We start from the raw sequence: 22,504 nt of genomic DNA on the forward strand, positions 1-22,504 counted from the left end.
GGGTGGCCGGGGCCTCGGGTGTCTACTCTCCTTGCACCAGCCGTGCCGGGAAGCCACCCGTCGCCACCGGCCCCCACCGCTCCGGTGTCACCCGGATGATCGACTTGCCCTGCTTGACCATCGCCTCGCGGTACTCGTCCCAGTCGGGGTGCTCACCGGCGATGTTGCGGTAGTACTCGACCAGCGGCTCGACGGAGTCCGGGGTGTCGATGACCTCGGCGGTGCCGTCGATCTGGACCCAGGGGCCGTTCCATTCGTCGCTCAGGACGACCAGGCTGACGCGCGGGTCCCGCTTGGCGTTGCGGGTCTTGGCCCGCTCGGGGTAGGTGGAGACGACGATCCGTCCCGAGTCGTCGACCCCGCAGGTCAGCGGGGAGGCCTGCGGGCCGCCGTCGGCACGGCGGGTGAGGAGCAGGGCCCGGTGCCGGGGGCGTACGAAGTCCAGCAGCTCGTCCAGCGATACACGGGTGTTGGTAGCGATGTTCGGTGCCATGGGGGCAGCCTAGGGGCAGCGCCTGCCCCGGTGGCTGACCCTGCTGTGCCTACGCACCCGGCTGTGTCGATGCACCCTGCGATGCCTGCGCCTGCTCCTGCGCGTTACGCCTTACGCCTGCGGCAGCGCCTCGCCCTGGACCGCCTGGATGTCCAGCTCGACCTTGAGGGTCGTGCCGATGGCGGCGATGCCCGCCTGGAGGACCTGGTTGTAGTTCATGGCGAAGTCCTCGCGGTGCAGTTCGGCCGTCGCGCGGAACGCGGCGCGGGTGCCGCCCCAGGGGTCGGCGCCGGTGCCGAGGTAGGCGAGGTCCAGGTCGACGGGCCGGACGACTCCGTGCATGGAGAGCTCGCCGTGCACGGTCCAGCGGTCGGAGCCGGCCTGGGTCAGGCCCGTCGAGCGGTAGGTGATCTCGGGGTGCCGCTCGGCGTCGAGGAAGTCGGCGGACCTCAGGTGGGTGTCCCGCATGCCGTTGCCGGTGTCGATGGACGCGGCCCGGATCACCGCCTCCACACGGGACTTGGTGATGTCTTCCGGCGTGATCTCGATCGCTCCGCCGAACTCCGTGAACCGGCCGTGCACGCTGGAGATCCCCAGGTGCTGGGCGACGGCGGCGACGGAGGAGTGGACCGGATCGATGGTCCAGGGGCCGGGCGGCGGCAGTTCGGTGCCGCCCTGCCGGGCCAGCGTCACCGTGCCGACCTCGGCCCGCCCGGAGGCGGTGACGATGGCGCTGGAGGCGGCGGGCGCGTACCCGACGGCGGTCACGATCACCGTGTACGCGCCCGGCGCCAGCTCGGTGGTGTCCCGTACGGCGCCCTCGGCGTCGGCGCCGGCCCGCAGCACCTGCGTGCCGGTCATGTCGGTCACGGTGACGACCGCGTGCGACACGGCCCATCCGTCCCGGGTGCGGATCCTCGCGGTCAGTCCCATCCCGTTTTCTCCTGCAAGGAATAACAAAGGCTTACAAATTGGTCGTATGAGTCCGGCCCGTGGCGCGCGCATGGCGGTGCGCGCACCACGGGCCGGGGTTGGACTACTCGCCGGAGTGGGCGAGTTCGATGTCGTGGCCGTCGGTGCCGGGGCCGGCGACGGTCAGCGCGGTGGCGACCGGCGGGTAGCCCGTGGCGATGACGGTGTAGTCGCCGCCGTCCAGGTCGGTGAAGGCGTACGCCCCGTCCGCGCCGGTGGTGGCGGTGCCGACCACGTTGCCCGCCGCGTCCACGAGGGTCACGCGGGCGTCGGCCAGCGGGCCGTGCGGGGCCCGGACGACACCTTGCAGCACTGCGCCGGCGTCCAGGCCGACCTCGATCCGGGTGATCCCGGTGGCCGCGACCTCGACCGGCAGCGCCCGCGGCCGGAAGCCGCTCGCGTTGACCGCGACGGTCACCACGCCCGGCACCAGGTCGGTGAGGGCGAACTCGCCCTGCTCACCGGTGACGGCGCTGGCCAGCAGATCCCCGCGCACATCGGTGACGATCACCATCGCGTCCTTGACCGGCAGCGCGCTCCCGGTCGCCCGGACCACACCGGTCAGCCCGCTGGTGCCGCTGAGCAGGATGTCGTACGCCAGCGGCTCCTCGCCCACCACGATCGTGGAGGCCTGCGGCTGGTAGCCGTCGGCGGCGGCGATCAGCACGTACGAGCCCGTGCCCGGGGCGGCCAGCGCGTAGGAACCGTCGGCCTGGGCGATCGAGCGGCCCAGCTGGCGGCCGGACAGGGAGATCAGCGTGATCGCGGCCTGCGGGACCGGGGCGCTCTCGGCGCCGCGGACGTGGCCGTGGACCGGGGTGCCGCCGGCCGTGGCGGAGCCGGGCTCGGCGACGGTGGCGACGGCGGTGAGCTGCGTGGCCGCGGTCGCGGTCGCCGCGGTGCCGTCCTCGCCGACCACGGGGGCGGCCCAGCCGGGAACCGGCTCCTGGGCCGGAGCCTCGGCGGCGGCCACCGCGGCGGGTGCGTCCGTGGCGGCCGGGGACTCGCCGTCGGCGGCCTGGGCGAGCGCGCCCTTGGTCTTCAGCGGGACCTCCTTGATGAACAGCGTGATCAGGAAGGCGACGGCGGCGAGCGCGGCAGCGATGAGGAAGACGTCGGCGATGCCGTGGCCGTAGGCGCTCTCCAGCAGCGTCCGGATGGGCTTCGGGAGCGTGTCCATGTCCGGGATGCTGTCGGTGGAGCCCGAGCCGGCGGCCAGGGCCTTCTGGTACTTGGGGCTCAGGGAGGAGATGCCCTCCGTGACGTAGTGCGTGATCCGGTGGGACATCACCGCGCCGAGGGCGGAGACGCCGACCGCACCGCCGAGGGAGCGGAAGAAGGTGACCGTGGAGCTGGCCGAGCCGAGGTCCGAGGGCGCCACCTGGTTCTGCGTGGCGAGGACCAGGTTCTGCATCATCATGCCGATGCCGAGGCCCAGCAGGGCCATGAAGATGGCCATCTTCCAGTAGTCGGTGTCGTACCGGATGCCGCCCAGCAGCGCGAGGCCGGCGGTCACCAGCACGCCACCGCTGACCAGCCACGCCTTCCAGCGGCCGGTGCGGGTGATGAACTGACCCGAGACGGTGGACGAGACGAACAGGCCTCCGATCATCGGGATGGTCAGGACGCCGGACATCGTCGGGGACTTGTCGCGGGCCAGCTGGAAGTACTGGCTGAAGAACACCGTGCCGGTGAACATCGCGACACCGACGAACAGCGAGGCGAGGGACGCGAGCGTGATGGTGCGGTTGCGGAACAGGCGCAGCGGGATGATCGGCTCACTGGCCTTGGCCTCGACGAGGACGAACAGGGCGCCGAGGACGATCGAGCCGCCGACCATCGCGTAGGTCTGCCAGGACACCCAGTCGTACTTGTCACCGGCGAAGGTGACCCAGACCAGCAGGAGGGAGACGGCGGCGGAGATGAAGAACGCGCCGCCCCAGTCGACCTTGACGTCCCGCTTGACCACGGGCAGGTGCAGGGTCTTCTGCAGCACGATCAGCGCGATGACCGCGAACGGGACACCGACGTAGAAGCACCAGCGCCAGCCCAGCCAGGAGGTGTCGGTGATGACACCGCCGAGCAGCGGGCCGCCGACGGTCGCGACGGCGAACGTGGCGCCGAGGTAGCCGGAGTAACGGCCGCGCTCACGCGGGGAGATCATGGCGGCCATGACGATCTGCGCCAGCGCGGACAGACCGCCGACGCCGACGCCCTGCACGACACGGCAGGCGATCAGCATGCCGGCGTTCTGCGACAGACCGGCGGCCGCGGATCCCAGGACGTAGATGACCAGGGCTATCTGGACGAGCGCCTTCTTGCTGTACAGGTCGGCGAGCTTGCCCCACAGGGGAGTGGTCGCGGTCATCGCCAGCAGGGACGCCGTGACCACCCAGGTGTAGGCGGACTGGCCGCCGCCGAGGTCGCCGATGATGCGCGGCAGGGCGTTGGAGACGATCGTGGACGACAGGATCGCCACGAACATGCCGAGCAGCAGCCCGGACAGGGCCTCCATGATCTGCCGGTGGGTCATCGGGGCGTCCCCGGAGGTCCCCTGGGAGCCTCCCCCGTGCTTGGCGTGAGCCCGCACACCGGCTGGTGTGGTCGTTGCCATGGGCTTCCTTCTCTTACGTGCTTGCGGGTGTACGGGTGGTCTCTTCGGCTACGACGACGGGTGCGGGGGACCGCGCCGGGGCGGACCGGCAGTCGGCGAAGGATGCGCGCAGGCGCGTCATCAGGCGGATGAGCAGGGCGACGTCGTCGTCGCTCCAGTCGCTCAGCCGCTCGGCGAGCAGATGGCTGGTCCGCCGGGACAGCTCGTCGAGCTGCTCGTGGCCGGCGGGCGTCAGGCGCAGGATGCGCGAACGCTTGTCCGCGGGGTCCGGTGACCGCTCGATCCAGCCGCGCTCGGCGACGTGCGCGACGTGCCGGCTGGTGACCGACATGTCGACGGCCAGCAGCTCGGCGAGCTTGCTGATGCGCATGTCGCCGTGGGTGCCGAGCAGCGTCAGCACGGCCGCCGAGCCGCCCGGACAGTCGGGGGGCAGAATCCGCCCCAGGTCCCGTTTCACGGCGCCGACGGCGCTGAGCTGACGCGCCAGCTCCTCGAACTGCGTCCGCTCGGCCATCACACCTCCCGTATTCGTTGCTTGGGGCAACCATAGGCCTGTTTGGTTGCTGCAGGCAAATAAACGGGGAGCGGGCGGCGCAAAAACTTGGCAAAGGCAAGTATTGCGACCGTAAATGTGCAGGTCGGCCCGGGTGAGGTGCCCCCCTCTGTCCCGGTGGCCCCGCACTTGGGCCGCACACCTGGATTCGCTAGTGTCTCGGGCCATGGCTAACACCCAGGGCCCCCAGGGCAACTACGACCCCGCCGGCAGCACCCAGATGTTCCGCGCGTTCGTCGACGAGGCCCCGCAGGGCCGGCAGCAGCAGGCGGCCTCCTCGGGCCCGCGCGTCGGCCTGATCATCGGCATCGTCGTGGCCGTGGCGGTCGTCGCGGCGGTCGCCTGGCTGGCGTTCAAGTAAGGCGTACGACTACTTCCACCGGACGGACACGTCCCGCGTCTCGATGTGCATCCCCAGCGGGACGCGCCAGGCGTCGACGCACACCGTCCAGGTGTGGTCCTCGCGCGCGCCGGCCGCGATCGGCACCGGCAGGTCCTCGGTCGAGTCGACCGTCCCCCAGTCGAGGCCGAGCAGGCCGATGATGTGCGTCCCGAACGTCACCGTCCCCGAACGCACCGCCGTGCCACCGGAGTTGTGGAATGCGACGGTCACCTTCTCGCACCAGCGCTGGTCCGTGGCCTCACCCTTGGGGTCGCCCCAGGTGAGGGCGGCAGGCGCAGGAGGCCTCGTACGGGAGGGAGTTGGGGCCGGGGAGCGGGACGGTGGACGGGTGCTGTCCGTGCTGCCCGGGGCCGCTTCGGTGGGGCTCGGTGTGGCGGCTGACGTCCCGGGCGTTCGACCGGGGGCGGTGCCCTCGGTGGTCGAGGGGGCCTGCTCCGAGGACGGGGGCGAAGTGCCCGGGCCAGCCGCCGAATCGGAGCTTCCCGTCGACCCGGCCGACCCGGACGACCCCGTCGCCCCGGACGGTCCGTCCAGCGGGACCATCCGCACCGCTCCGGTCGGTCCGCCGGCCGTCTCCCCGGGGCGGGGCACGCCGCCCACCGCCACGTATCCGTCCCGCCCGCCGCCTCCGCAGACGCCCAGCGTCACACCCAGGCACACGACGGCCGCCGATGCCCCCATCAGGGCGCCCCGGCGGCCATGTGTCCATGTCGTACGAAGCATCCGCCGCATCCGGACATGGTGACTGACGCTTCGTCAGAAAAGAACCCTCAGAACCTTGGGTCCTCGGACCACTCGGACCCTCAGGCCTCAGAGCCTCAGTCGGAGATGAGTCCTTCCCGCAGCTGGGCCAGCGTCCGGGTGAGCAGCCGGGAGACGTGCATCTGGGAGATGCCGACCTCCTCGCCGATCTGCGACTGGGTCATGTTCGCGAAGAAGCGCAGCATGATGATCCGGCGCTCGCGGGGCGGCAGCTTGGCCAGCAGGGGCTTGAGGGACTCGCGGTACTCCACGCCCTCCAGCGCGCTGTCCTCGTAGCCGAGGCGGTCGGCGAGCGAGCCCTCGCCGCCGTCGTCCTCGGGGGCCGGGGAGTCGAGCGAGGAGGCGGTGTAGGCGTTGCCGACCGCGAGGCCGTCGACCACGTCCTCCTCGGAGACGCCGAGCACGGCGGCCAGCTCCGTCACCGTCGGGGAGCGGTCCAGCTTCTGGGAGAGCTCGTCGCTGGCCTTGGTGAGGGCCAGGCGCAGCTCCTGGAGCCGGCGCGGCACCCGCACCGACCACGAGGTGTCGCGGAAGAAGCGCTTGATCTCGCCCACGACCGTCGGCATCGCGAACGTCGGGAACTCCACGCCCCGTTCGCAGTCGAAGCGGTCGATCGCCTTGATCAGGCCGATGGTGCCGACCTGGACGATGTCCTCCATCGGCTCGTTGCGCGAGCGGAAGCGGGCCGCCGCGTAGCGCACGAGGGGGAGGTTCAGCTCGATCAGGGTGTCCCGGACGTAGGCGCGCTCGGGGCTGTTCTCGTCGAGGGCGGCGAGCCGCAGGAACAGGGAGCGGGACAGGGTGCGGGTGTCGAGGTCCGCCGCGACAGGCAGGGCCGGCTCGGGAGCCGGGGCCACGGCGGCGGGGGACGGCACGGCGTCGAGGGCCGTGACGCCCTCGATGCCGTCGAGGACGTCGAGAGCGTCGAGCTCCTTGGGCGCTGCCTCGCTCGTGGGCGTGAGCACCTTCGAGCTGCCCTGGTCTGCGGACATGCCACCCCCTTTGGGTCGCGGGACGGTCGTGGTGCGGTGCCTTTCGAGCAACGCAGCCTTCACCTGAATACCGGAGCCGGAGGTCCGGCAAACGCGCTCTCGGAAGAATGTCACATGTCGGCAACACGCTGTAGTGACATGTCGACATGCCAGAGGTGAATCAGCCCTGGAAAGAAGGGGTCTGACAGTTTTTCGGCGCACAACTGTCGGGAACGGCCCGGGTGGGCGATTCGCTCTCTCCGGTTACTGATCGATCTTGCTTGCGAACGGGTGTGACCTGGTGTGTTCCGCGTTGTGCTTCCGTGCGCCGGTCATGCCTCTATGCCTCGATGCGATTCGCGGAGCGCAGTCGCTGGAAGCTGCGGGCGAGAAGTCGCGAGACGTGCATCTGCGAGACACCGAGTTCCGCGCTGATCTGGGACTGGGTGAGATTGCTGTAGTAGCGCAGCAGCAGGATTCGCTGTTCCCGTTCGGGGAGTTGGACGAGGAGATGCCGGACGAGATCGCGGTGTTCCACGCCGTCCAGGGCCGGGTCCTCGTAGCCGATCCGGTCCAGCAGGCCCGGCAGCCCGTCGCCCTCCTGCGCGGCCTCCAGCGAGGTGGCGTGGTACGACCGTCCCGCCTCGATGCAGGACAGCACCTCCTCCTCGCTGATCCTGAGCCGCTCGGCGATCTCGGCGGTCGACGGTGAGCGTCCGAAGGCGGTCGTGAGGTCCTCGGTCGCGCTGTTGACCTGCACCCACAGCTCGTGCAGCCGGCGCGGCACGTGGACGGTGCGGACGTTGTCCCGGAAGTAGCGCTTGATCTCTCCGACCACGGTCGGCATGGCGAAGGTCGGGAACTGCACGCCCCGGTCCGGGTCGAAGCGGTCGATGGCGTTGATCAGCCCGATGGTGCCGACCTGGACCACGTCCTCCATCGGCTCGTTGCGGGAGCGGAAGCGGGCGGCCGCGTAGCGCACGAGCGGGAGATTGGCCTCGATGAGCGCCCCCCGTACCCGGTTGTGCTCCGGGGTGCCCGGCGTCAGATCCTTCAGCTCGGCGAAGAGCACCTGGGTCAGGGCTCGGGTGTCGGCGCCGCGGCGCTTCTCGGGGGCGGGGGAAGTGGGCGGAACGGGGGCGGGGGCGGGCGCCTCCGCCTGGGGTGGCGCAGTACTGGCCGACACGGTCAACGCCACCTCTTCGTCGCTCAATCATCGGTCAAAAGCGGTCATAGCATCACAAGACATGTGCACTGTGTGCAAGCACCGCATAACGCCGTGTTGTGGTCAAACTGCGCCAAGTTGGGTCGCAAGACGCACGAAAGCCCCCCGCCGTTCCGGCGGAGGGCTCGGGTCCGGAAAGCCTCCGGAAGGCGGGTGGCTCAGAATGTGTAGTCGGCGATCACCCACGTGGCGAACTCCCGCCACATGGCCGCGCCCGCCTGGTGGGCGGGGTGCTCGAGGTAGCGCTTGAGGGCGTCCGCGTCCTCGACCGCCGAGTTGATCGCGAAGTCGTAGGCGATGGGCCGGTCGGTGATGTTCCAGCCGCACTCCCAGAAGCGCAGCTCCTCGATCTGCCCGCCGAGCTCCTCGAAGGCCTTGGCGCCCGCCACGACTCGCGGATCGTCGCGCTCGACGCCCTCGTTGAGCTTGAAGAGGACCAGGTGGCGGATCATGGGGTGTACCTCAGCTCTTTCCTCCGTTGGCGACCCAGGTCATGAAGTCGCCTATGGCCTTGGCCGCGTCCGATATGCCCTCGAAGCCTATCTGGACGTAGTCGGCCGCCTTGGCCGGGTCCGTGATGATCACGTACAGCGCGAAGACCACGAGCGCGTACACGGCGATCTTCTTGGCGTTCACCGCCACCGCGGCCTCCCCTGTCCCTGCCCCCGTGGGCCCCTGCTGCCGGCGGCGAGTGTAACGTCCGCCCTCTCCTCGCCTTTTGAGGGTAGGTGCACGAAGGGCCCCGTCGCGTGACAGGGCCCTTCTCAAGCGGTAGCGGAGGGATTTGAACCCTCGGTGACTTGCGCCACACTCGCTTTCGAGGCGAGCTCCTTCGGCCGCTCGGACACGCTACCGAGGGAGACCTTACAGCACAGGGGGGCGTGCGCTGAAATCGGTATTCACCGGTCCCCTCACCGGTCTGCTCACCGGTCCCGGAAAAACTCGGTGAGCAGCCGCGCGCAGTCCTCGGCCAGGACGCCCTCGACGACCTCGGGCCGGTGGTTGAGCCGGCGGTCGCGTACGACGTCCCAGAGGGAGCCGGCCGCGCCCGCCTTGTCGTCGCGGGCGCCGTAGACCACCCGGTCCACCCGGGACTGCACCAGCGCGCCCGCGCACATCGTGCAGGGCTCCAGGGTGACCACGAGCGTGCAGCCGCTCAGCCGCCACTCCCCGAGGGCCAGGGCGGCCCGCCGCAGCGCGAGGATCTCCGCGTGGGCCGTGGGGTCACCGGTGGCCTCGCGCTCGTTGTGCCCGGCCCCGAGCACCGTCGTACCGTCCGGGGACAGCACGACGGCGCCGACGGGTACGTCCCCGCCCCGGACGGCCTGCTCGGCCTCGTCCAGGGCGAGTCGCATCGCGGCCCGCCAGCGGTCCCGTACCGGGTCCGGAGCGCCTTGCGTGTCCAGTCGTGCGGTCAGCGGACGGTCTCCAGCACCTCCGAGGCGCCCAGGGCCTCGGCGATCGCGCCCAGCGCCTCCTCGGCGTCCAGCGCGCGCAGCTCCTTCTCGCTGACGCCCAGGTCGTCGAGGATCTCGCTGTCGCCCACCGGGCTGTGCGGCACCGCGTCGGCGGCGGGCCCGTCCTCGTCGTCCTCGTCCCCGGACTCACCGTCCTCCGTGCCGTCGAGGTCCAGGGCGTCCAGGTCCGTGCCGTCGTCGACGCCGGGCTCGCGGCCCAGCAGCTCGTCGGTGAGCAGCAGCTCCCCGTAGGCGCTGCGGGCGGCCGCGGCCGCGTCCGAGACGTAGATGCGAGGGTCGTCCTCGCCGTCCACGCGGACGACCCCGAACCAGGCGTCCTCCTGCTCGATCAGGACGAGCACCGTGTCCTCTTCGGGAGAGGCTTCCCGGGCCAGGTCGGCCAGATCCGACAGGGTCTCCACATCGTCGAGCTCTGTGTCGCTCGCTTCCCACCCGTCTTCGGTGCGCGCGAGCAGTGCGGCGAAGTACACCGTGACTCTCCCACTGGTCATAGGCGTGCCGGTTGGGGGTCCCCCCGGCGGAGGTACTGGGCGGAGAGAGCTGGGCTCCGAGCCCCACCCACTCGGAATCGTGGCAGAAACAAGGCGTTCAGGGGACGTCTTCGGCTCCCTGTGTCTGGCTGTTTCGATCGTGGATCCGTGAACGACTCAGCAGCGCACTCGTTGCCGCCACCTGCGGATCGTACGCGGCTTTCGCAGAGCTCACGCACGCCCGTCCCCGCAACATCCGAGCGGGCGTTGATCTTCCTCGATCCGCCTCGGTCTTCCGCAGTCCTTCTGCCGCGGTCCTTCTGCCGCGGACCCTCTCGTGTCCCTCTCGCCGGGATCTTCCCCGGACTCCTTGCCTCAGGACCGTACGCCGGACCGCCCTACCAACGGAACGTCCGCATGCGCATGGCGTGGCGCAGCCGGGCCGCCTTCGCGCGGCGGGGCTGGACGCGCCGGCGCAACTGGCGTGCCTCGGCGAGGTCGCGCAGGAACTGGGCACGCCTGCGTCGGCGTTCGGCGTCCGTCTCGGTCCGCTCCGGCTCGGCGGCGCCGGCGTCGGCGGAGGCGTCTTCGGGTACGTCAGGCAGGTCAGGCACGTCACACCACCCCAGTCCGTCCTCCCACTTTCCCTCGGACGGGGGGTTTGATGCCAGAGCGAGCCGCGGTCGGGCGCGGTTACTGTTAGGGACATGCGTCTCCACGTCGTCGACCACCCCCTGGTCGCCCACAAGCTCACCACGCTGCGCGACCAGCGCACCGACTCCGCGACCTTCCGCCGCCTGGCCGACGAGCTGGTCACCCTGCTCGCCTACGAGGCCACGCGGGACGTGCGCACCGAGGCCGTCGACATCCAGACGCCCGTCGCGCGGACCACCGGCGTCAAGCTCGCCCGCCCCCGCCCGCTCGTCGTGCCGATCCTGCGGGCCGGTCTCGGCATGCTGGACGGCATGGTCCGGCTGCTGCCGACCGCCGAGGTGGGCTTCCTGGGCATGATCCGCAACGAGGAGACGCTGCAGGCCTCCACGTACGCCTCGCGCATGCCGGAGGACCTCTCGGGCCGCCAGGTGTACGTCCTGGACCCGATGCTGGCCACCGGCGGCACGCTGGTCGCGGCGATCCAGGAGCTGATCAAGCGCGGCGCCGACGACGTGACCGCGGTGGTGCTGCTCGCCGCCCCCGAGGGCGTCGAGGTCATGGAGCGCGAGCTGGCGGGCACGCCGGTGACGGTCGTGACGGCGGCCGTGGACGACCACCTCAACGAGCACGGCTACATCGTGCCGGGCCTCGGTGACGCGGGGGACAGGCTCTACGGCGCGGCGGAGTAACCCCCCTCCGCTCCCTCCCCCGACTCAGCCCGGCCGCTCGCCGGAGACGGTCAGCAGCCGTCCTTCGGCGAAGCCGTCGGCTGCGGTGCGGCCAGGGCCGTCAGTGCCTTGGTCGCCTCCGGCGTGCTGGTCAGCGCCTTGAAGCCGTCACCGATGATCAGGTCGACGTCGTTCCCCTTGCGGGCGGCGTCCGTACGGCGTTCGGCGCCGGCCAGCTGGGTGGACAGCACCGGCAGCGACGTGTCGAGCGCGGCGGCGGGGCCGAGCAACAGCCCGGTGCCCTTGATCTTCTTGTCGAAGTCCTTGCTCGCGTTGCCCACGGCGCCGATCTTGAAGCCGCGCTTCTTCAGCTCGTCCGCCGTCTGCTTGGCGAGCCCGGTGCGCGCGGTGGCGTTGTAGACGTTCACCGTGATCTCACCCGGCCGGGGCAGTGCCTTGGTCCGTGCGGCGGTGGTGGTCGTGGTCCTGGTACGGCAGCTCGCGGCGGAACCGTCCGCCGAGGTGTGTTTGTCGCCGCCCGTGAAGACGTCGATGAGCTGCAGCGTGCCCCAGCCGACCAGGCCCAGCGCGGTGACGGAGGCCAGCACGGCGAACACGAGCCTGCCGCGCCGCCGGCGCGGGCGCATCCGAGGGTATGTGCCCCCCGTGATCCGGTACTTGCCACCCATGCCGGGGGGAGTCAGCATGCTCATGGGCGCAGCGTAGTGCGCCCGGGCGGCGATGCCTATTAGATGATCAGTTGACGCCGCTCAGCGGAACCCGAAAGGGCCAACGCCCCTGTCGCGCCGGGGTCAGCCGGGGTCAGTCGAGCTCGAGCACGCGCGCGTGCAGCACCTGGCGCTGCTGGAGCGCGGCGCGGACGGCGCGGTGCAGGCCGTCCTCCAGGTACAGGTCGCCCTGCCACTTCACGACGTGCGCGAAGAGGTCGCCGTAGAACGTCGAGTCCTCCGCCAGCAGGGTCTCCAGGTCGAGCTGCTGCTTGGTGGTCACGAGCTGATCGAGGCGGACCGGGCGCGGCGCGACGTCCGCCCACTGCCGGGTGCTTTCCCGGCCGTGGTCGGGGTACGGCCGGCCGTTTCCGATGCGCTTGAAGATCACACGGAAAGCCTACCGGTCAAGACGTTCCGGGCGCAGCCATGGCGCCGGAGTGCGACGTTGGAAATGACGGAGCGAAGCAGGGCAAAGCGGCGACTACCGGGAGCACCGCCGGGAACGGGGGCCTGAGATGAGTGACAGCGAGACCGCGTCGGCCGCCGCCACTCCCGCCACTCCCGCCACTCCCGGGGCCCAGGGGCGCCTCCGAAGCAGCCGGAGTTGCCCGCCCCGGCCCGGGACGCGGCCGAGCTGGACCGGGCGGTCCGGGAGTCCGCGCGGTACGGACGTTATGCACAGGCTGTGGATCGCGAGTCGGCGTACGAGAGGCTGACCGCCGCGCAGGGGGAGCGGGCCGGGCGGGAGGCGTCCGCCGCTCAGCGGGCGGAGAGGGAAGCGCGGGCGATGGGGAAGGCGCGGGCGAGGGTGCCCGAGGAGGAGCCGTCGCTGGTCGAGCAGGTGGTCGCCAGCGGGATGTTCAGGTCGCTGGCCCGTTCGGTCGGCACCCAGATCGGCCGCGAGATCACCCGGTCCCTGTTCGGTACGGCCCGGCGGAGGCGGTAGGTCCGTCCCGGAGGTCGCTCTTCTCCGCGGTACGGCGGCTCTCCGCGGCACGGCTCGGCGGAGGCGGCGGGTCCCTGTTGGCCGGGGCCCGCCGCCTCCGCCGTCGTGTCGGCCGCCCTCGTGTCAGCGGCCGTCCTCCTTGGCCGGCTGTTGGGGTTGGGGTGACTTGGTGTCCGGTCGGCGCGGCGCGCTGCGCCTGGCCTCCGCGCGCAGCAGGGCGCGCAGGACCGCGTAGGGGTCGGTGGGCATGCTGTGTTCCTCGGTTCCTTGCGTGAAGCTGACTGACCTGGGCGGGAGCGGGGTCGGTCAGCAGCGCAGGACCACGGTGCGCAGCAGGGGTACGGCGTACGGCGCCCTCGGTGCGGCGGGGCACGGGTGTGCCGGGGGCCGGGCGGGCGCCGGGTCGGGGAGGGGCGCGGTGCGCTCGGGCGCGTCGGCCCGGTGGACGGTGCGGGCGGGGGGCCGGAGCAGTGTGTCGAGGACGTCGTGCTCGGCGGTCTCGGCGGACATCGCCACCGCCGGCGCGGCCTGGGCCTGCGCGTGGACGCCGGGCACCAGCAGGGCGAGCAGCAGCACGAGCAGCCGTAGCCACGCGCGGGGGCGTGGCGGGCGATGGTGTGCGGTGCTGCTCACACCCGTCATTTCCCCGCGGGAGCCGGGGTGTTCATCGCCCGGCCCCGAGATCCGCTCGCTCGGCGTACCCGGCGGACCGCGTGGTTGACGGTGTTCACAGCACGTGGCTCGCGCGTGCGGATCACAGCGGGCGGCTCAGAGCGTGCCGCTCACATCGCGCAGCTCAGAGGTGCCGCTCACACCGTGCGGGGAATCTGCCTGGCGCGGCCGCGGAGGCCGAAGGAGGTGACGATCTCCACGATGCCGACCACGATGAGCCACCAGCCGGCGACCAGGGTCAGCACGGCCACCGACTGGACCGGCGAGTCGATCAGCACGATGCCGGCGATGAAGGTGACGACCCCGAGGAAGATCTGCCAGCCCCGGGCGGGCATCGCGGGGTCGGAGATCGCCGCCATGCTCTGGGTGATGCCGCGGATCAGCCAGCCGATGCCGATCCACAGGCCGAGCAGCAGGATCGACTGCATGGCCCCGCGGAAGCAGAACAGCCCCAGCAGGACCGACAGGCCGCCACTGATGAAGGCCAGCACGCGCAGCGAGGTCTTCTGGTGCGTGCCGAAGGCGGCGACGATCTGGAAGATGCCGCTGACCACGAGGTAGATGCCGAACAGGACGCCGGCGACGACCAGCGACTGCTTCGGCCAGATCAGCACCAGCACGCCCAGGATCAGCGAGGCGATGCCGGTGAGCAGGACGACCTGCCAGGCGGCCTGGGACAGGGCGTGCAGGGGGCCCTCGATGGGCGGTTCGGGCTCGTGCTGGGTCTGCGGCGCGTGGCCCGTGTGGACGCTGCGGTCGTTGTACTCGCGGTCCCAGGAGGGGCCGCTACTGGGTGCCTCAGTCATGTTCCATGCTTGGACCATCCGGGCACGTTCCGCCACTCGGGGCGCTCACGCGCGGGCGGCCACTCGGGTGATCCTGAGGCCTAAGTGCCCGGGGCATCGCTGCCTGAGGCCTACGTGCCTGAGGCTTACGTGCCCGAGGGCTTGGCGGTCTTGGCCGCCTTGGCCGCCGCCTTCATCTCCTGCTTGTGCGCCCGCACCTTGGCCAGCGACTCGGGTCCGGTGATGTCGGCGACGGACCGGAAGGACTTCGCCTCCCCGTACGCGCCCGCGGCCTCCCGCCAGCCCGTGGGCCGCACGCCGAGCTGCTTGCCGAGCAGGGCCAGGAAGATCTGCGCCTTCTGCTTGCCGAAGCCGGGCAGGGCCTCCAGGCGCTTCAGCAGTTCCGTTCCGTTGCCGACGCCCTGCCAGAGGGCCTCGGTGTCCCCGTCGTAGTGCTCGACCAGGTACTGGCACAGCTGCTGGATCCGCTTGGCCATCGACCCCGGGTAGCGGTGCACGGCCGGCTTCTCGGAGAGCAGCGCGGCGAACGCCTCCGGGTCCATGGCCGCGATGTCGTGGGCGTCCAGGTCCTCGGCGCCCATCCGCCGCGCGATCGTCGCAGGCCCCTTGAACGCCCACTCCATCGGAATCTGCTGGTCCAGCAGCATCCCGGTCAGCGCGGCGAGCGGGCTGCGCCCGAGCAGCGCGTCGGCCTCGGGGTCCTGGGCGAGGTGCAGGGTGACGTCCATGGGTCGATGATCCCGCGCGGGAACTCAGTCCGCCCGCCAGTACCCCAGGGCGTGCACCCGCGCCTTCGGCACGGCCAGTTCCTTGCGGACGTACGACGCCAGGGCGCGGGTCGTCGCCGTGTCGCAGGCGATCCAGACGTACGGGTGCGGGGTGGCGGACAGGACGGCGGGCAGCTCGGCGCGGACCCGCTCGACCAGGTGGGCGCCGGCGGCGCGGCGCGGGACCTCGCGGATCTCGTGGCGGGACGGGTCGGCGTGGCAGGGGAGGCCGTCCAGGCCGCCCTCGAACCATACGGTCGCCGGGGCCGAACCCAGCGCGGAGAGCAGGGAGTTGATCGCGGGCAGTGAGGCGGGGTCACCGATCGCGACGACGTGCGAGGGGGCGGGGTCGGGGTGCTGGAAGCCGGTGCCCTGGACGGTCGCCTCGATGGTGTCGCCGGGCGCGGCCGCCCGTGCCCAGTCCGCGGCGCACCCCTCGTGCAGGGCGAACTCGAGTCCGAAGGTGCCGGTCGCGGGGTCCGGATCGACGAGCGTGAAGGCCCGCTGGTGGGGCCGCCCGGCCGCGTCGGTGAACCACAGCCGCACCCACATCGTCGGATGGACACCGAGCGCGGCGAGCAGCCCGCCGTCGCTGAGCCGCAGCCGCCGGTAGTGCGGTGTGACGTCCTCCGCCTCCATCACCGTGCACACGAAGTCCTTCGCGCGCAGCAGGCGGAGGACCGCCCCCTCCCAGCCCCGCCCCTGCCCCATCACTGCCTCCGCCTTCGCGTACGATTCCCGCACCGTCGTGAACTTAGGCAAGGCTAACCTAAAATGAAGGAGTGTCCCAGGGTGACCACCGAGACCTACCGCGACGCCTGGGGCATCCCCCATCTGCGCGCCGCCGGCGTCCGCGAACTCGCCCACGCCCAGGGCCGCGTGACCGCTCGGGACCGCGCCTGGCAGCTGGAGGTCGAACGGCACCGTTCCCAGGGCACCTCCGCCTCCTTCCTCGGCGCGAGCGCCCTCTCCTGGGACGTCCTCGCCCGCCGCGCCCGCCTCGACGACACCGCGAGACGCTGCTTCGCCGCGCTGGAACGGCGTGACCCCGAGACGGCGGACTGGGTCCGGGCGTACGTCGACGGCGTCAACGCGGGCCTGCCCGAAGGCGCCGCCCGCGCCCCCGAGTTCACCCGGACCGGCCTCGCCCCCGGCGCCTGGCACCCCTGGACCCCGCTCGGCATCTGGCTGGCCACCCACCTCCTCTTCGCCGGCTTCCCCGCCAAGCTGTGGCGCGAGCAGGCGATACGGCACCTCGGCCCCGAGGCGGTCGGCCTGTTCGCCACGGACGGCCCCGGCACCGCGGGCAGCAACGGCTGGCTGCTCTCCGGCACCCGCACCGACACCGGCCACGCCCTGATCGCCGGTGACCCGCACCGCTTCATCGAGGACCCCGGCGTCTATCAGCAGATCCGCCTGTCCTGCCCCGAGTTCGACGTCATCGGCCTCGCCGTCCCCGGCGTCCCCGGCATCGCCCACTTCGGCCACACCGGCACGGTCGCCTGGGGCATCACCAACGCCATGGCCGACTACCAGGACCTCTACCACGAACGCCTCCGCCGCACCGGCGCCGGCGTCGAAGCCCTCTCCCCCGACGGCCACTGGCACCGCGCCCACCGCCACACCGAGACCATCGAGATCGCGGGCGAACCTCCCCTGGACATCGAGGTCATCGAAACGGCCCGGGGTCCGGTGATCATCGGGGGCCCGGAGGGGCTGGAGTCGGGGCCCGCAAACCTCGCTCTGGCCCTCCGCTACCCACCCCGCGTCACCGAAGACCTCGGCTTCAGCACCCTCCTCCCCCTCCTCCGCTCCCGCACCGTCACCGACATCGACCGCGCCTTCGACACCTGGACCGAGCCGGTCAACGTCGTCCAGGCCGCCGACACCAGCGGCGGCCTCCTCCACCGCGTCGCCGGCCACGTCCCCCTCCGCGCCCCGGCCAACCGCCTCCACCCCGTCCCAGCCTGGCAGCCCGGCCACGACTGGCAGGGTCGGCACGACACCCCGTACGCCGGACTGACCGACGGCATCGCGGTGATGGCCAACCAGCGCGGCCCCGCCGCCCCCCTCGGCGTCGAGTTCGCCCCACCCCACCGCGCCGACCGCATCCGCACCCTCCTCGACCGGCGCCGCACCTGGTCCGCCGCCGACCTGCCCGCGATCCACACCGACACCCACCTCGCCTCCGCCGCCCCTCTCCTCGACCACCTCGCCGCCCTCACCGACACCGCCGATGCCCCCACCCTCACCGGCACACCCGATGTCACCCCCACCCCCGGCCTCACCCCCGAGGCGGCCGGCCTCCGCGACCGCCTCCTCTCCTGGAACCGCCACATGGACGCGGGCAGCACCGACGCGGCGGCCTACGCGGCGCTGCGCTCGGCGGTCGTACGCCGACTCGCCGCCCACCCGGCCCTCGCCGCCCTCACCGAACCCCCCGCCTACCCCGAGGTCCTGCTCCCCTGGCTGGCGCTCACCCCGCGCATCGGACACGCCCTCGAACACCTGCTGAGCGCCGAGGAGTTGTACGGCATCGACCGCCGCGAAACCGTCCGCGCCGCGTTGGAGGAGGTGGCCGCCACGCCCCCCACCGGCACCTGGGCCGACACCCACCGCCTCGCCCCGTGGCGCGCGCTGCCGGGGGAGTCGTACGACGAACCGGGCCTGGCCGGCGACCACGACTGCGTGCTGTGCACCTCGGCCGTCCCCGGCCTCACCGACCTGGCGGCGCGCGGCCCCGCCGCCCGCTACGTCTGGGACCTGGCCGACCGGGACAACAGCCGCTGGATCGTCCCCTTCGGCGCGGACGGCGTCCCCGGCAGCGCCCACCACCGTGACCAACTCCCCCTGTGGCTCAAGGGAGATCTGGCTCCGGTGACCACGGACTGGTCCCGACTCGCCCTCGAACACACGGAGGACACCCATGGCTGACCCTCGAACCCCCGCCTCGACCCCCACTCCCAACCCCACTCCCACCCCCACCCACGAACAGCGCATCCCCGACTACGGCACCGTCCGCATCCGCCCCCTCGACCCCGCGGCCGACGCCGACGTGATCCACGCCTGGGTCAGCGAGGAGCGCGCCGCCTTCTGGGGCATGACCGGCCTCACCCGCCCCCAAGTCGCCGAGATCTACGCCCACATGGCCACCCTCGACACCCACCACGCCCACCTCGTCACCAAGGACGGCACCCCCGTCGCCCTGCTCCAGACCTACGAGCCCGAGGCCGACCGCGTCGGCGAGTGCTACGAGGTCCGCCCCGGCGACATCGGCGTCCACCTCCTCCTGGCCCCCGCCGGCCCGGACGGCCGCCGCCCCGGCTGGACCTCGGCCCTGCTGACCGCGATGACGTCGTACGTCCTGCGCGTGCTCGGCCGCCGCCGGATCGTGGTCGACCCGGACGTCCGCAACGTCAAGGCGATCGCCCGCTTCGAACGCCAGGGCTTCGTCACCGGCCCCGAGGTCGTCCTCCCCGAGATCGACCTGCCGGACGTGTACCTCCCGGAGAAGCGGGCCCGGCTGGCCTTCCTCACCCGGGAGACGGTCTTCCCCGAGGACACCGGCACGGATTGAGCACAGAGAACACCGCCCCGGATTGAGCGCCGCCCCGGATCCGTCCGTACGTATGCGGGGACATGCAGGTCCGAGACAGAGGGCGGGTGACGTGCGCGGCGAGGGGCACGAGGAACACGGCGAGCGGAACGCACACCCAGGGCACCCCCCACCCCACAGCCACGGCTACAGCCACAGCCACAGCCACAGCCACCCGCGCAGACCGCTGCTCCTGGCCGCCGGCCTGCTGTCCCTCCTCCTCGCCCTCCTCCTCGGCACCGCGACCCCCGCCTCCGCCCACGCGGCCCTGCGCGGGACGGACCCCGGCGACGGAGTCGTCCTCAAGCGCGCCCCCCGGCACGTGACGCTCACGTTCACGGAGTCGGTGGGCCTGCTGACCGACTCGTTCCGTGTCTACGACCCCGAGAACCGCCGGCTGCGCACCGGCGAGGCGGAGCACGCCTCCGGCCGTTCCGACACGGCCCGCGTCACCCTCCCCGCCCGGCTGGGCACCGGCACGTACACGGTGGCCTGGCGGGTCGTGTCGGCGGACAGCCACCCGGTGTCGGGCGCGCTGACGTTCTCCGTGGGCAAGCGCACGGCGACGGCGGTGACGGTCACCGACCCGGCGGAGAACCGTACGACCACGCGCCTGTACGACATCGCGCGCTACCTCGCCTACCTGTCCGTGGCGCTGCTGCTCGGCACGGCCGCGTTCGTGGCGTACTGTCGCCCGCCGACCAGGTCCCACCTGCGCCCCCTGCTCCACACCGGCGGCTGGACCCTGCTCGCTTCGACGCTCGCCCTGTTCCTGCTGAGGGGCCCGTACGAGGAGGGCACCTCCCCGGCGAGGGCTCTCGCCCCGTCCTCCCTCACCCGCACGGCGACGACCCGCCCCGGCGAACTCCTCCTGGCCCGCCTGGCCCTGCTGCTCCTCGTGGCCGCCTGCGCACTGGCCCTGAGCAGGTGGCGGCGCCGGATCCCCCGGCGGGCGGTCCTCGCGACCGGCGCGACCCTCGCCGTCGCCCTCGCCCTCACCTGGGCGGCGGCCGAACACGCCTCGGCGGGCCTCCAGGTCCCCCTCGCCGTCGCCTCCGCCACGCTCCACCTGCTGGCGATGGCGGCCTGGCTGGGCGGCCTGACGGCCCTGCTGCTGACCCTGCGCCGGACACCACCGGCCCCGGTGCCGGACCCTCCCGTCGGATCGCCGGACCCCGCCCCCCTCCCGGCCCGTGTGGTCACCCGCTTCTCCCGCCTGGCCTTCGTCTCGGTGACGGTCCTGGTGGTGACCGGCGTCTACCAGTCCTGGCGCGGCCTGGGCTCCTGGCAGGCGCTCGGCGACACCACGTACGGCCGGGTCCTGCTGGCCAAGCTGGCGGCGGTGACCCTGCTGCTGGCCGCGGCCGCCTGGTCCCGCCGCTGGATCGAGAACCGCCGTCACCACGACCACGACCACGACCATGGCCACGACCATGGCCACGGCGACCTAAGCGACCTCCGCCACCACCACCCCCACCTCCGCCGCTCGGTCCTCGTGGAGGTGGCCCTCGGCGTGGTGGTCCTCGTCCTGACGACCCTGCTGACGGGCACACTGCCGGGCCGCGCGGCGGCCGAGGCGGCGGAGTCCGCGACGGACGCGACGGGCGTGACGGCCACGACCGGCATCCCGGTTGCCTCGGTCACCACGATCCCCTTCGACGTCGGCACCCCCGGCGGCCACGGCAAGGTGCAGATCACCCTGGACCCCGGCCGGGTCGGCGCGAACTCCGTCCAGGCGGTGGTCTACGGCCCCGACGGCGGCCTGTCCTCGGTCCCCGAGCTGCGCGTCACCCTCACCCTGCCCGCCCAGCGGATCGGCCCCCTGGACACCAAGGTCACCGACCGGGGCGGCTACTGGGCCGCCGACTCCTTCGACCTGCCGATCCCCGGGACGTGGACCATGAAGGTGACGGTACGGGTGTCGGAGGTGGATCAGGTGACCGTGTCCCGGACCTTGCGGGTGGGGAGGTAGTGACACGCGGCGAGCGCGGGTGGAGGGGCAGGCGGAGCGGTGGAGGAGCACGTGGACGAGCCGGTGGCGGAGCGGACCGAGGAGCGGGTGGAGATCGAGGGCGTGGAGTTCCTCGCCACCCTGACGACCGGGTCGGACATCGGCCTGCTGGCCCTGCACGGAAGCGTGGAGGGCGGTACGGCGGAGCTGGCGTACGAGGTCGCGGCCCGCACCGGCGCCAGCTGTCTGGTCTTCACCCAGCCCGTCGGCGACCCGGTGCACATCCCCTCCCACCGGATGTCCGTGCCCCACTGCGCGACCCTGCGCGACTTCCTGGCCCATGTGACCCTGACGGTCTCCCTGCACGGCCACTTCAGGGGCGCGGCCTCCCGTTCGATCTTCCTGGGCGGAACCAACCGCGAGGCCGCCCGCACCCTCCAGCAGGCCCTCACCCGGCTGGCCCCGGGCTTCGACACCGTGACGGCCCTGGCGGACATCCCGTCGGGACTGCGCGGCCTCCACCCCCGTAACCCGGTGAACCTCGCCGCGGCGGGCGGTGTCCAGGTCGAACTCCCGCTGACCGCCCGTACCCAGGGGTCCCTGTCCGCCCCGGGAGCCCCCGATGTCCCACCGCCCACGGTGACGGCCGCGCTCACCACCGCCGTCCGACGGCTGTCGCCGGGCACCGACGGGAGCGCCGTGTTCCTCTGAGGCCGTCACCGACGACGTCAGCTCGGCCCGGCTCGCCATGGTCTCCGGCGGCAGGATCACGGACGACCACATCGGCCCGCACACCGACCTGCTGCCCGACTTCCCCTACCTCGGCCACCCCCACCCGGCCCCCTGACCGGCCGATCCCATTCCCCGTCTTCACCAGCTGATGTGACCTACGTCACGCGCGAGAGGGTGGGTGGGGCGACGGTTTCTCCTCCGGTGGCTGGTCCTTATGCCGACCGCACCAGGACCAGTCACCGAGGAGAGCCCGATGCCCGAGCAGTTCCGGACAGCACAGTTCCCGACCGCCGTCGTCACCGGCGCCGGCCGCGGATTCGGGCGGGCGATCGCCGCCGCGCTCGTCGCCGGGGGCACCCGCGTCATCGGCATCGCCCGCGACGAGCGGGAGCTGCGCGCCGTACGCGACGAACTCGGCGACCGCTTCACGCCTGTCGCCGCCGACGCCACCGACGAAACGCTCGCGCAGGACGTGATCCGTGAGCACGGTCCCACCCTGCTCGTCCTCAACGCCGGGGCCCTGCCGCACATGGCACCCGTGCACGAGCAGACCTGGGAGACCTTCAGCCGGCACTGGCACGTCGACACCCGGCACGTCTTCGCCTGGACCCGGGCGGCGCTGCGTGCGCCCCTGGCGCCGGGCAGCGTGGTCGTCTCGCTGTCCAGCGGAGCCGTCCTGGGCGGCTCGCCGCTCAGCGGCGGCTACGCCAGTGCCAAGGCCGCCGTCCGCTACCTGCGCGGCTACGCCGCCGGCGAGTCGGAGCGGGCCGGGCTGGGCCTCCGGTTCGTCACGCTGCTGCCGCAGATGACCCCGGGCACGGGTATCGGCTCGGCCGCGATCGCCGGCTACGCCGAGCGCCTGGGCGTCGACCGGGACACCTTCGTGGCGGGCCGGCAGCCGATCCTCACCCCGGCGCAGTTCGCCAAGGCCGTCGTGGAGGTCGCCGCGGACCCGGACAGCGCCCCGGAGTACCAAGGCACCGGCTCCGGCCTGCAGCCGATCGACTGACCTCGTCCACCCCTACGGTGGACCGCACCGGA

Annotated in this window: 26 protein-coding genes, 1 tRNA gene and 1 pseudogene; 8 read left to right on the forward strand and 20 right to left on the reverse strand. The window is 72.2% G+C overall.

Translation table 11 applies throughout. The features are described from left to right. Positions 1-22: 22 nt before the first annotated feature. From ABZ865_RS18225 to ABZ865_RS18240, 4 genes are all read right to left on the reverse strand, one after another. Entirely contained in the window at positions 23-493 is a 471-nt protein-coding gene (locus ABZ865_RS18225) for a PPOX class F420-dependent oxidoreductase (protein ID WP_361231046.1), read from the reverse strand. A 111-nt stretch (positions 494-604) separates the two neighbouring features. Continuing rightward, positions 605-1,426, reverse strand: coding sequence for a YceI family protein (locus ABZ865_RS18230; protein ID WP_361231048.1), 822 nt, complete (start codon positions 1,424-1,426; stop codon positions 605-607). Positions 1,427-1,529: 103 nt separating this feature from the next. Then, positions 1,530-4,079 carry a DHA2 family efflux MFS transporter permease subunit gene (locus tag ABZ865_RS18235; protein ID WP_361231050.1) on the reverse strand — a complete coding sequence of 850 codons (2,550 nt, stop codon included), beginning with the start codon at positions 4,077-4,079 and terminating at the stop codon, positions 1,530-1,532. Between the two features lie 13 nt (positions 4,080-4,092). Next, a complete protein-coding gene (locus ABZ865_RS18240) occupies positions 4,093-4,593 on the reverse strand; it encodes a MarR family transcriptional regulator (RefSeq protein ID WP_361231052.1) in 501 nt (166 codons plus the stop codon). A gap of 205 nt (positions 4,594-4,798) precedes the next feature. On the opposite strand from ABZ865_RS18240, the gene ABZ865_RS18245 reads away from it, so the two are divergent. Further along, positions 4,799-4,993 carry a hypothetical protein gene (locus ABZ865_RS18245; protein ID WP_361231054.1) on the forward strand — a complete coding sequence of 65 codons (195 nt, stop codon included), beginning with the start codon at positions 4,799-4,801 and terminating at the stop codon, positions 4,991-4,993. 9 nt (positions 4,994-5,002) lie between these two features. Here ABZ865_RS18245 and ABZ865_RS18250 read toward each other — a convergent pair whose 3' ends face one another. From ABZ865_RS18250 to ABZ865_RS18290, 9 genes are all read right to left on the reverse strand, one after another. Beyond that, positions 5,003-5,245, reverse strand: a complete 243-nt coding sequence (locus ABZ865_RS18250; RefSeq protein ID WP_361231056.1) for a hypothetical protein — start codon at positions 5,243-5,245, stop codon at positions 5,003-5,005. A gap of 608 nt (positions 5,246-5,853) precedes the next feature. Further along, positions 5,854-6,789, reverse strand: a complete 936-nt coding sequence (locus ABZ865_RS18255) for an RNA polymerase sigma factor SigF (protein ID WP_361231058.1) — start codon at positions 6,787-6,789, stop codon at positions 5,854-5,856. Between the two features lie 319 nt (positions 6,790-7,108). Continuing rightward, entirely contained in the window at positions 7,109-7,960 is an 852-nt protein-coding gene (locus ABZ865_RS18260; RefSeq protein ID WP_361231217.1) for an RNA polymerase sigma factor SigF, read from the reverse strand. Positions 7,961-8,151: 191 nt separating this feature from the next. Beyond that, on the reverse strand, positions 8,152-8,445 hold the full coding sequence (locus ABZ865_RS18265; protein ID WP_361231060.1) for a Dabb family protein: 294 nt from the start codon (positions 8,443-8,445) through the stop codon (positions 8,152-8,154). Between the two features lie 10 nt (positions 8,446-8,455). Next, positions 8,456-8,635: a hypothetical protein gene (locus tag ABZ865_RS18270; protein ID WP_153540120.1), complete on the reverse strand. Its 180-nt coding sequence runs from the start codon at positions 8,633-8,635 to the stop codon at positions 8,456-8,458. Between the two features lie 127 nt (positions 8,636-8,762). Beyond that, positions 8,763-8,847, reverse strand: a tRNA-Ser gene (locus ABZ865_RS18275). A gap of 69 nt (positions 8,848-8,916) precedes the next feature. Next, positions 8,917-9,348, reverse strand: a complete 432-nt coding sequence (tadA, locus tag ABZ865_RS18280; RefSeq protein WP_361231062.1) for a tRNA adenosine(34) deaminase TadA — start codon at positions 9,346-9,348, stop codon at positions 8,917-8,919. Between the two features lie 59 nt (positions 9,349-9,407). Continuing rightward, complete coding sequence (locus tag ABZ865_RS18285) at positions 9,408-9,941, reverse strand: hypothetical protein (RefSeq protein WP_361231219.1); 534 nt, start codon at positions 9,939-9,941, stop codon at positions 9,408-9,410. Positions 9,942-10,339: 398 nt separating this feature from the next. Then, entirely contained in the window at positions 10,340-10,546 is a 207-nt protein-coding gene (locus ABZ865_RS18290) for a hypothetical protein (RefSeq protein WP_361231222.1), read from the reverse strand. Between the two features lie 102 nt (positions 10,547-10,648). Between ABZ865_RS18290 and upp the strand changes: the two genes are divergently transcribed. Beyond that, positions 10,649-11,284, forward strand: a complete 636-nt coding sequence (gene upp / locus ABZ865_RS18295) for a uracil phosphoribosyltransferase (RefSeq protein WP_100827088.1) — start codon at positions 10,649-10,651, stop codon at positions 11,282-11,284. Between the two features lie 50 nt (positions 11,285-11,334). On the opposite strand, the gene ABZ865_RS18300 is transcribed toward upp, so the two are convergent. Both ABZ865_RS18300 and ABZ865_RS18305 read right to left on the reverse strand, forming a co-directional pair. Next, positions 11,335-11,976: a LytR C-terminal domain-containing protein gene (locus tag ABZ865_RS18300; protein WP_361231065.1), complete on the reverse strand. Its 642-nt coding sequence runs from the start codon at positions 11,974-11,976 to the stop codon at positions 11,335-11,337. A gap of 109 nt (positions 11,977-12,085) precedes the next feature. Then, positions 12,086-12,382, reverse strand: a complete 297-nt coding sequence (locus ABZ865_RS18305) for a type II toxin-antitoxin system VapB family antitoxin (RefSeq protein ID WP_004943146.1) — start codon at positions 12,380-12,382, stop codon at positions 12,086-12,088. A gap of 234 nt (positions 12,383-12,616) precedes the next feature. Between ABZ865_RS18305 and ABZ865_RS18310 the strand changes: the two are divergent. Next, positions 12,617-12,940 (forward strand): annotated as a pseudogene (locus ABZ865_RS18310) (helicase HerA-like domain-containing protein); the annotation flags it as partial. A 123-nt stretch (positions 12,941-13,063) separates the two neighbouring features. Here the strand turns inward: ABZ865_RS18310 and ABZ865_RS18315 are convergent. From ABZ865_RS18315 to ABZ865_RS18335, 5 genes are all read right to left on the reverse strand, one after another. Next, positions 13,064-13,189, reverse strand: a complete 126-nt coding sequence (locus tag ABZ865_RS18315) for a hypothetical protein (RefSeq protein ID WP_361231067.1) — start codon at positions 13,187-13,189, stop codon at positions 13,064-13,066. Between the two features lie 57 nt (positions 13,190-13,246). Next, positions 13,247-13,573 carry a hypothetical protein gene (locus ABZ865_RS18320; RefSeq protein WP_361231069.1) on the reverse strand — a complete coding sequence of 109 codons (327 nt, stop codon included), beginning with the start codon at positions 13,571-13,573 and terminating at the stop codon, positions 13,247-13,249. Positions 13,574-13,749: 176 nt separating this feature from the next. After that, a complete protein-coding gene (locus ABZ865_RS18325) occupies positions 13,750-14,418 on the reverse strand; it encodes an HdeD family acid-resistance protein (RefSeq protein WP_361231071.1) in 669 nt (222 codons plus the stop codon). A gap of 125 nt (positions 14,419-14,543) precedes the next feature. Further along, a complete protein-coding gene (locus ABZ865_RS18330) occupies positions 14,544-15,146 on the reverse strand; it encodes an HhH-GPD-type base excision DNA repair protein (RefSeq protein ID WP_361231073.1) in 603 nt (200 codons plus the stop codon). A 24-nt stretch (positions 15,147-15,170) separates the two neighbouring features. Continuing rightward, positions 15,171-15,896, reverse strand: a complete 726-nt coding sequence (locus tag ABZ865_RS18335; protein WP_361231224.1) for a siderophore-interacting protein — start codon at positions 15,894-15,896, stop codon at positions 15,171-15,173. Between the two features lie 81 nt (positions 15,897-15,977). Between ABZ865_RS18335 and ABZ865_RS18340 the strand changes: the two genes are divergently transcribed. The 5 genes from ABZ865_RS18340 to ABZ865_RS18360 all read left to right on the forward strand — a co-directional run bounded on the left by ABZ865_RS18340 (position 15,978) and on the right by ABZ865_RS18360 (position 22,472). Beyond that, positions 15,978-18,119: a penicillin acylase family protein gene (locus ABZ865_RS18340; protein ID WP_361231075.1), complete on the forward strand. Its 2,142-nt coding sequence runs from the start codon at positions 15,978-15,980 to the stop codon at positions 18,117-18,119. Next, a complete protein-coding gene (locus tag ABZ865_RS18345) occupies positions 18,112-18,762 on the forward strand; it encodes a GNAT family N-acetyltransferase (protein WP_361231077.1) in 651 nt (216 codons plus the stop codon). The genes ABZ865_RS18340 and ABZ865_RS18345 overlap by 8 nt, the downstream gene beginning before the upstream one ends. A 91-nt stretch (positions 18,763-18,853) precedes the next feature. After that, positions 18,854-20,752 carry a copper resistance protein CopC gene (locus ABZ865_RS18350; protein WP_361231079.1) on the forward strand — a complete coding sequence of 633 codons (1,899 nt, stop codon included), beginning with the start codon at positions 18,854-18,856 and terminating at the stop codon, positions 20,750-20,752. A 51-nt stretch (positions 20,753-20,803) separates the two neighbouring features. Continuing rightward, positions 20,804-21,442, forward strand: coding sequence for a poly-gamma-glutamate hydrolase family protein (locus tag ABZ865_RS18355; RefSeq protein ID WP_361231081.1), 639 nt, complete (start codon positions 20,804-20,806; stop codon positions 21,440-21,442). 274 nt (positions 21,443-21,716) lie between these two features. Continuing rightward, positions 21,717-22,472, forward strand: coding sequence for an SDR family oxidoreductase (locus tag ABZ865_RS18360; protein WP_361231083.1), 756 nt, complete (start codon positions 21,717-21,719; stop codon positions 22,470-22,472). Positions 22,473-22,504: the final 32 nt, after the last annotated feature.

Source organism: Streptomyces sp. NPDC047085, from assembly GCF_040643735.1.
In the GTDB taxonomy this organism is placed as follows: domain Bacteria; phylum Actinomycetota; class Actinomycetes; order Streptomycetales; family Streptomycetaceae; genus Streptomyces.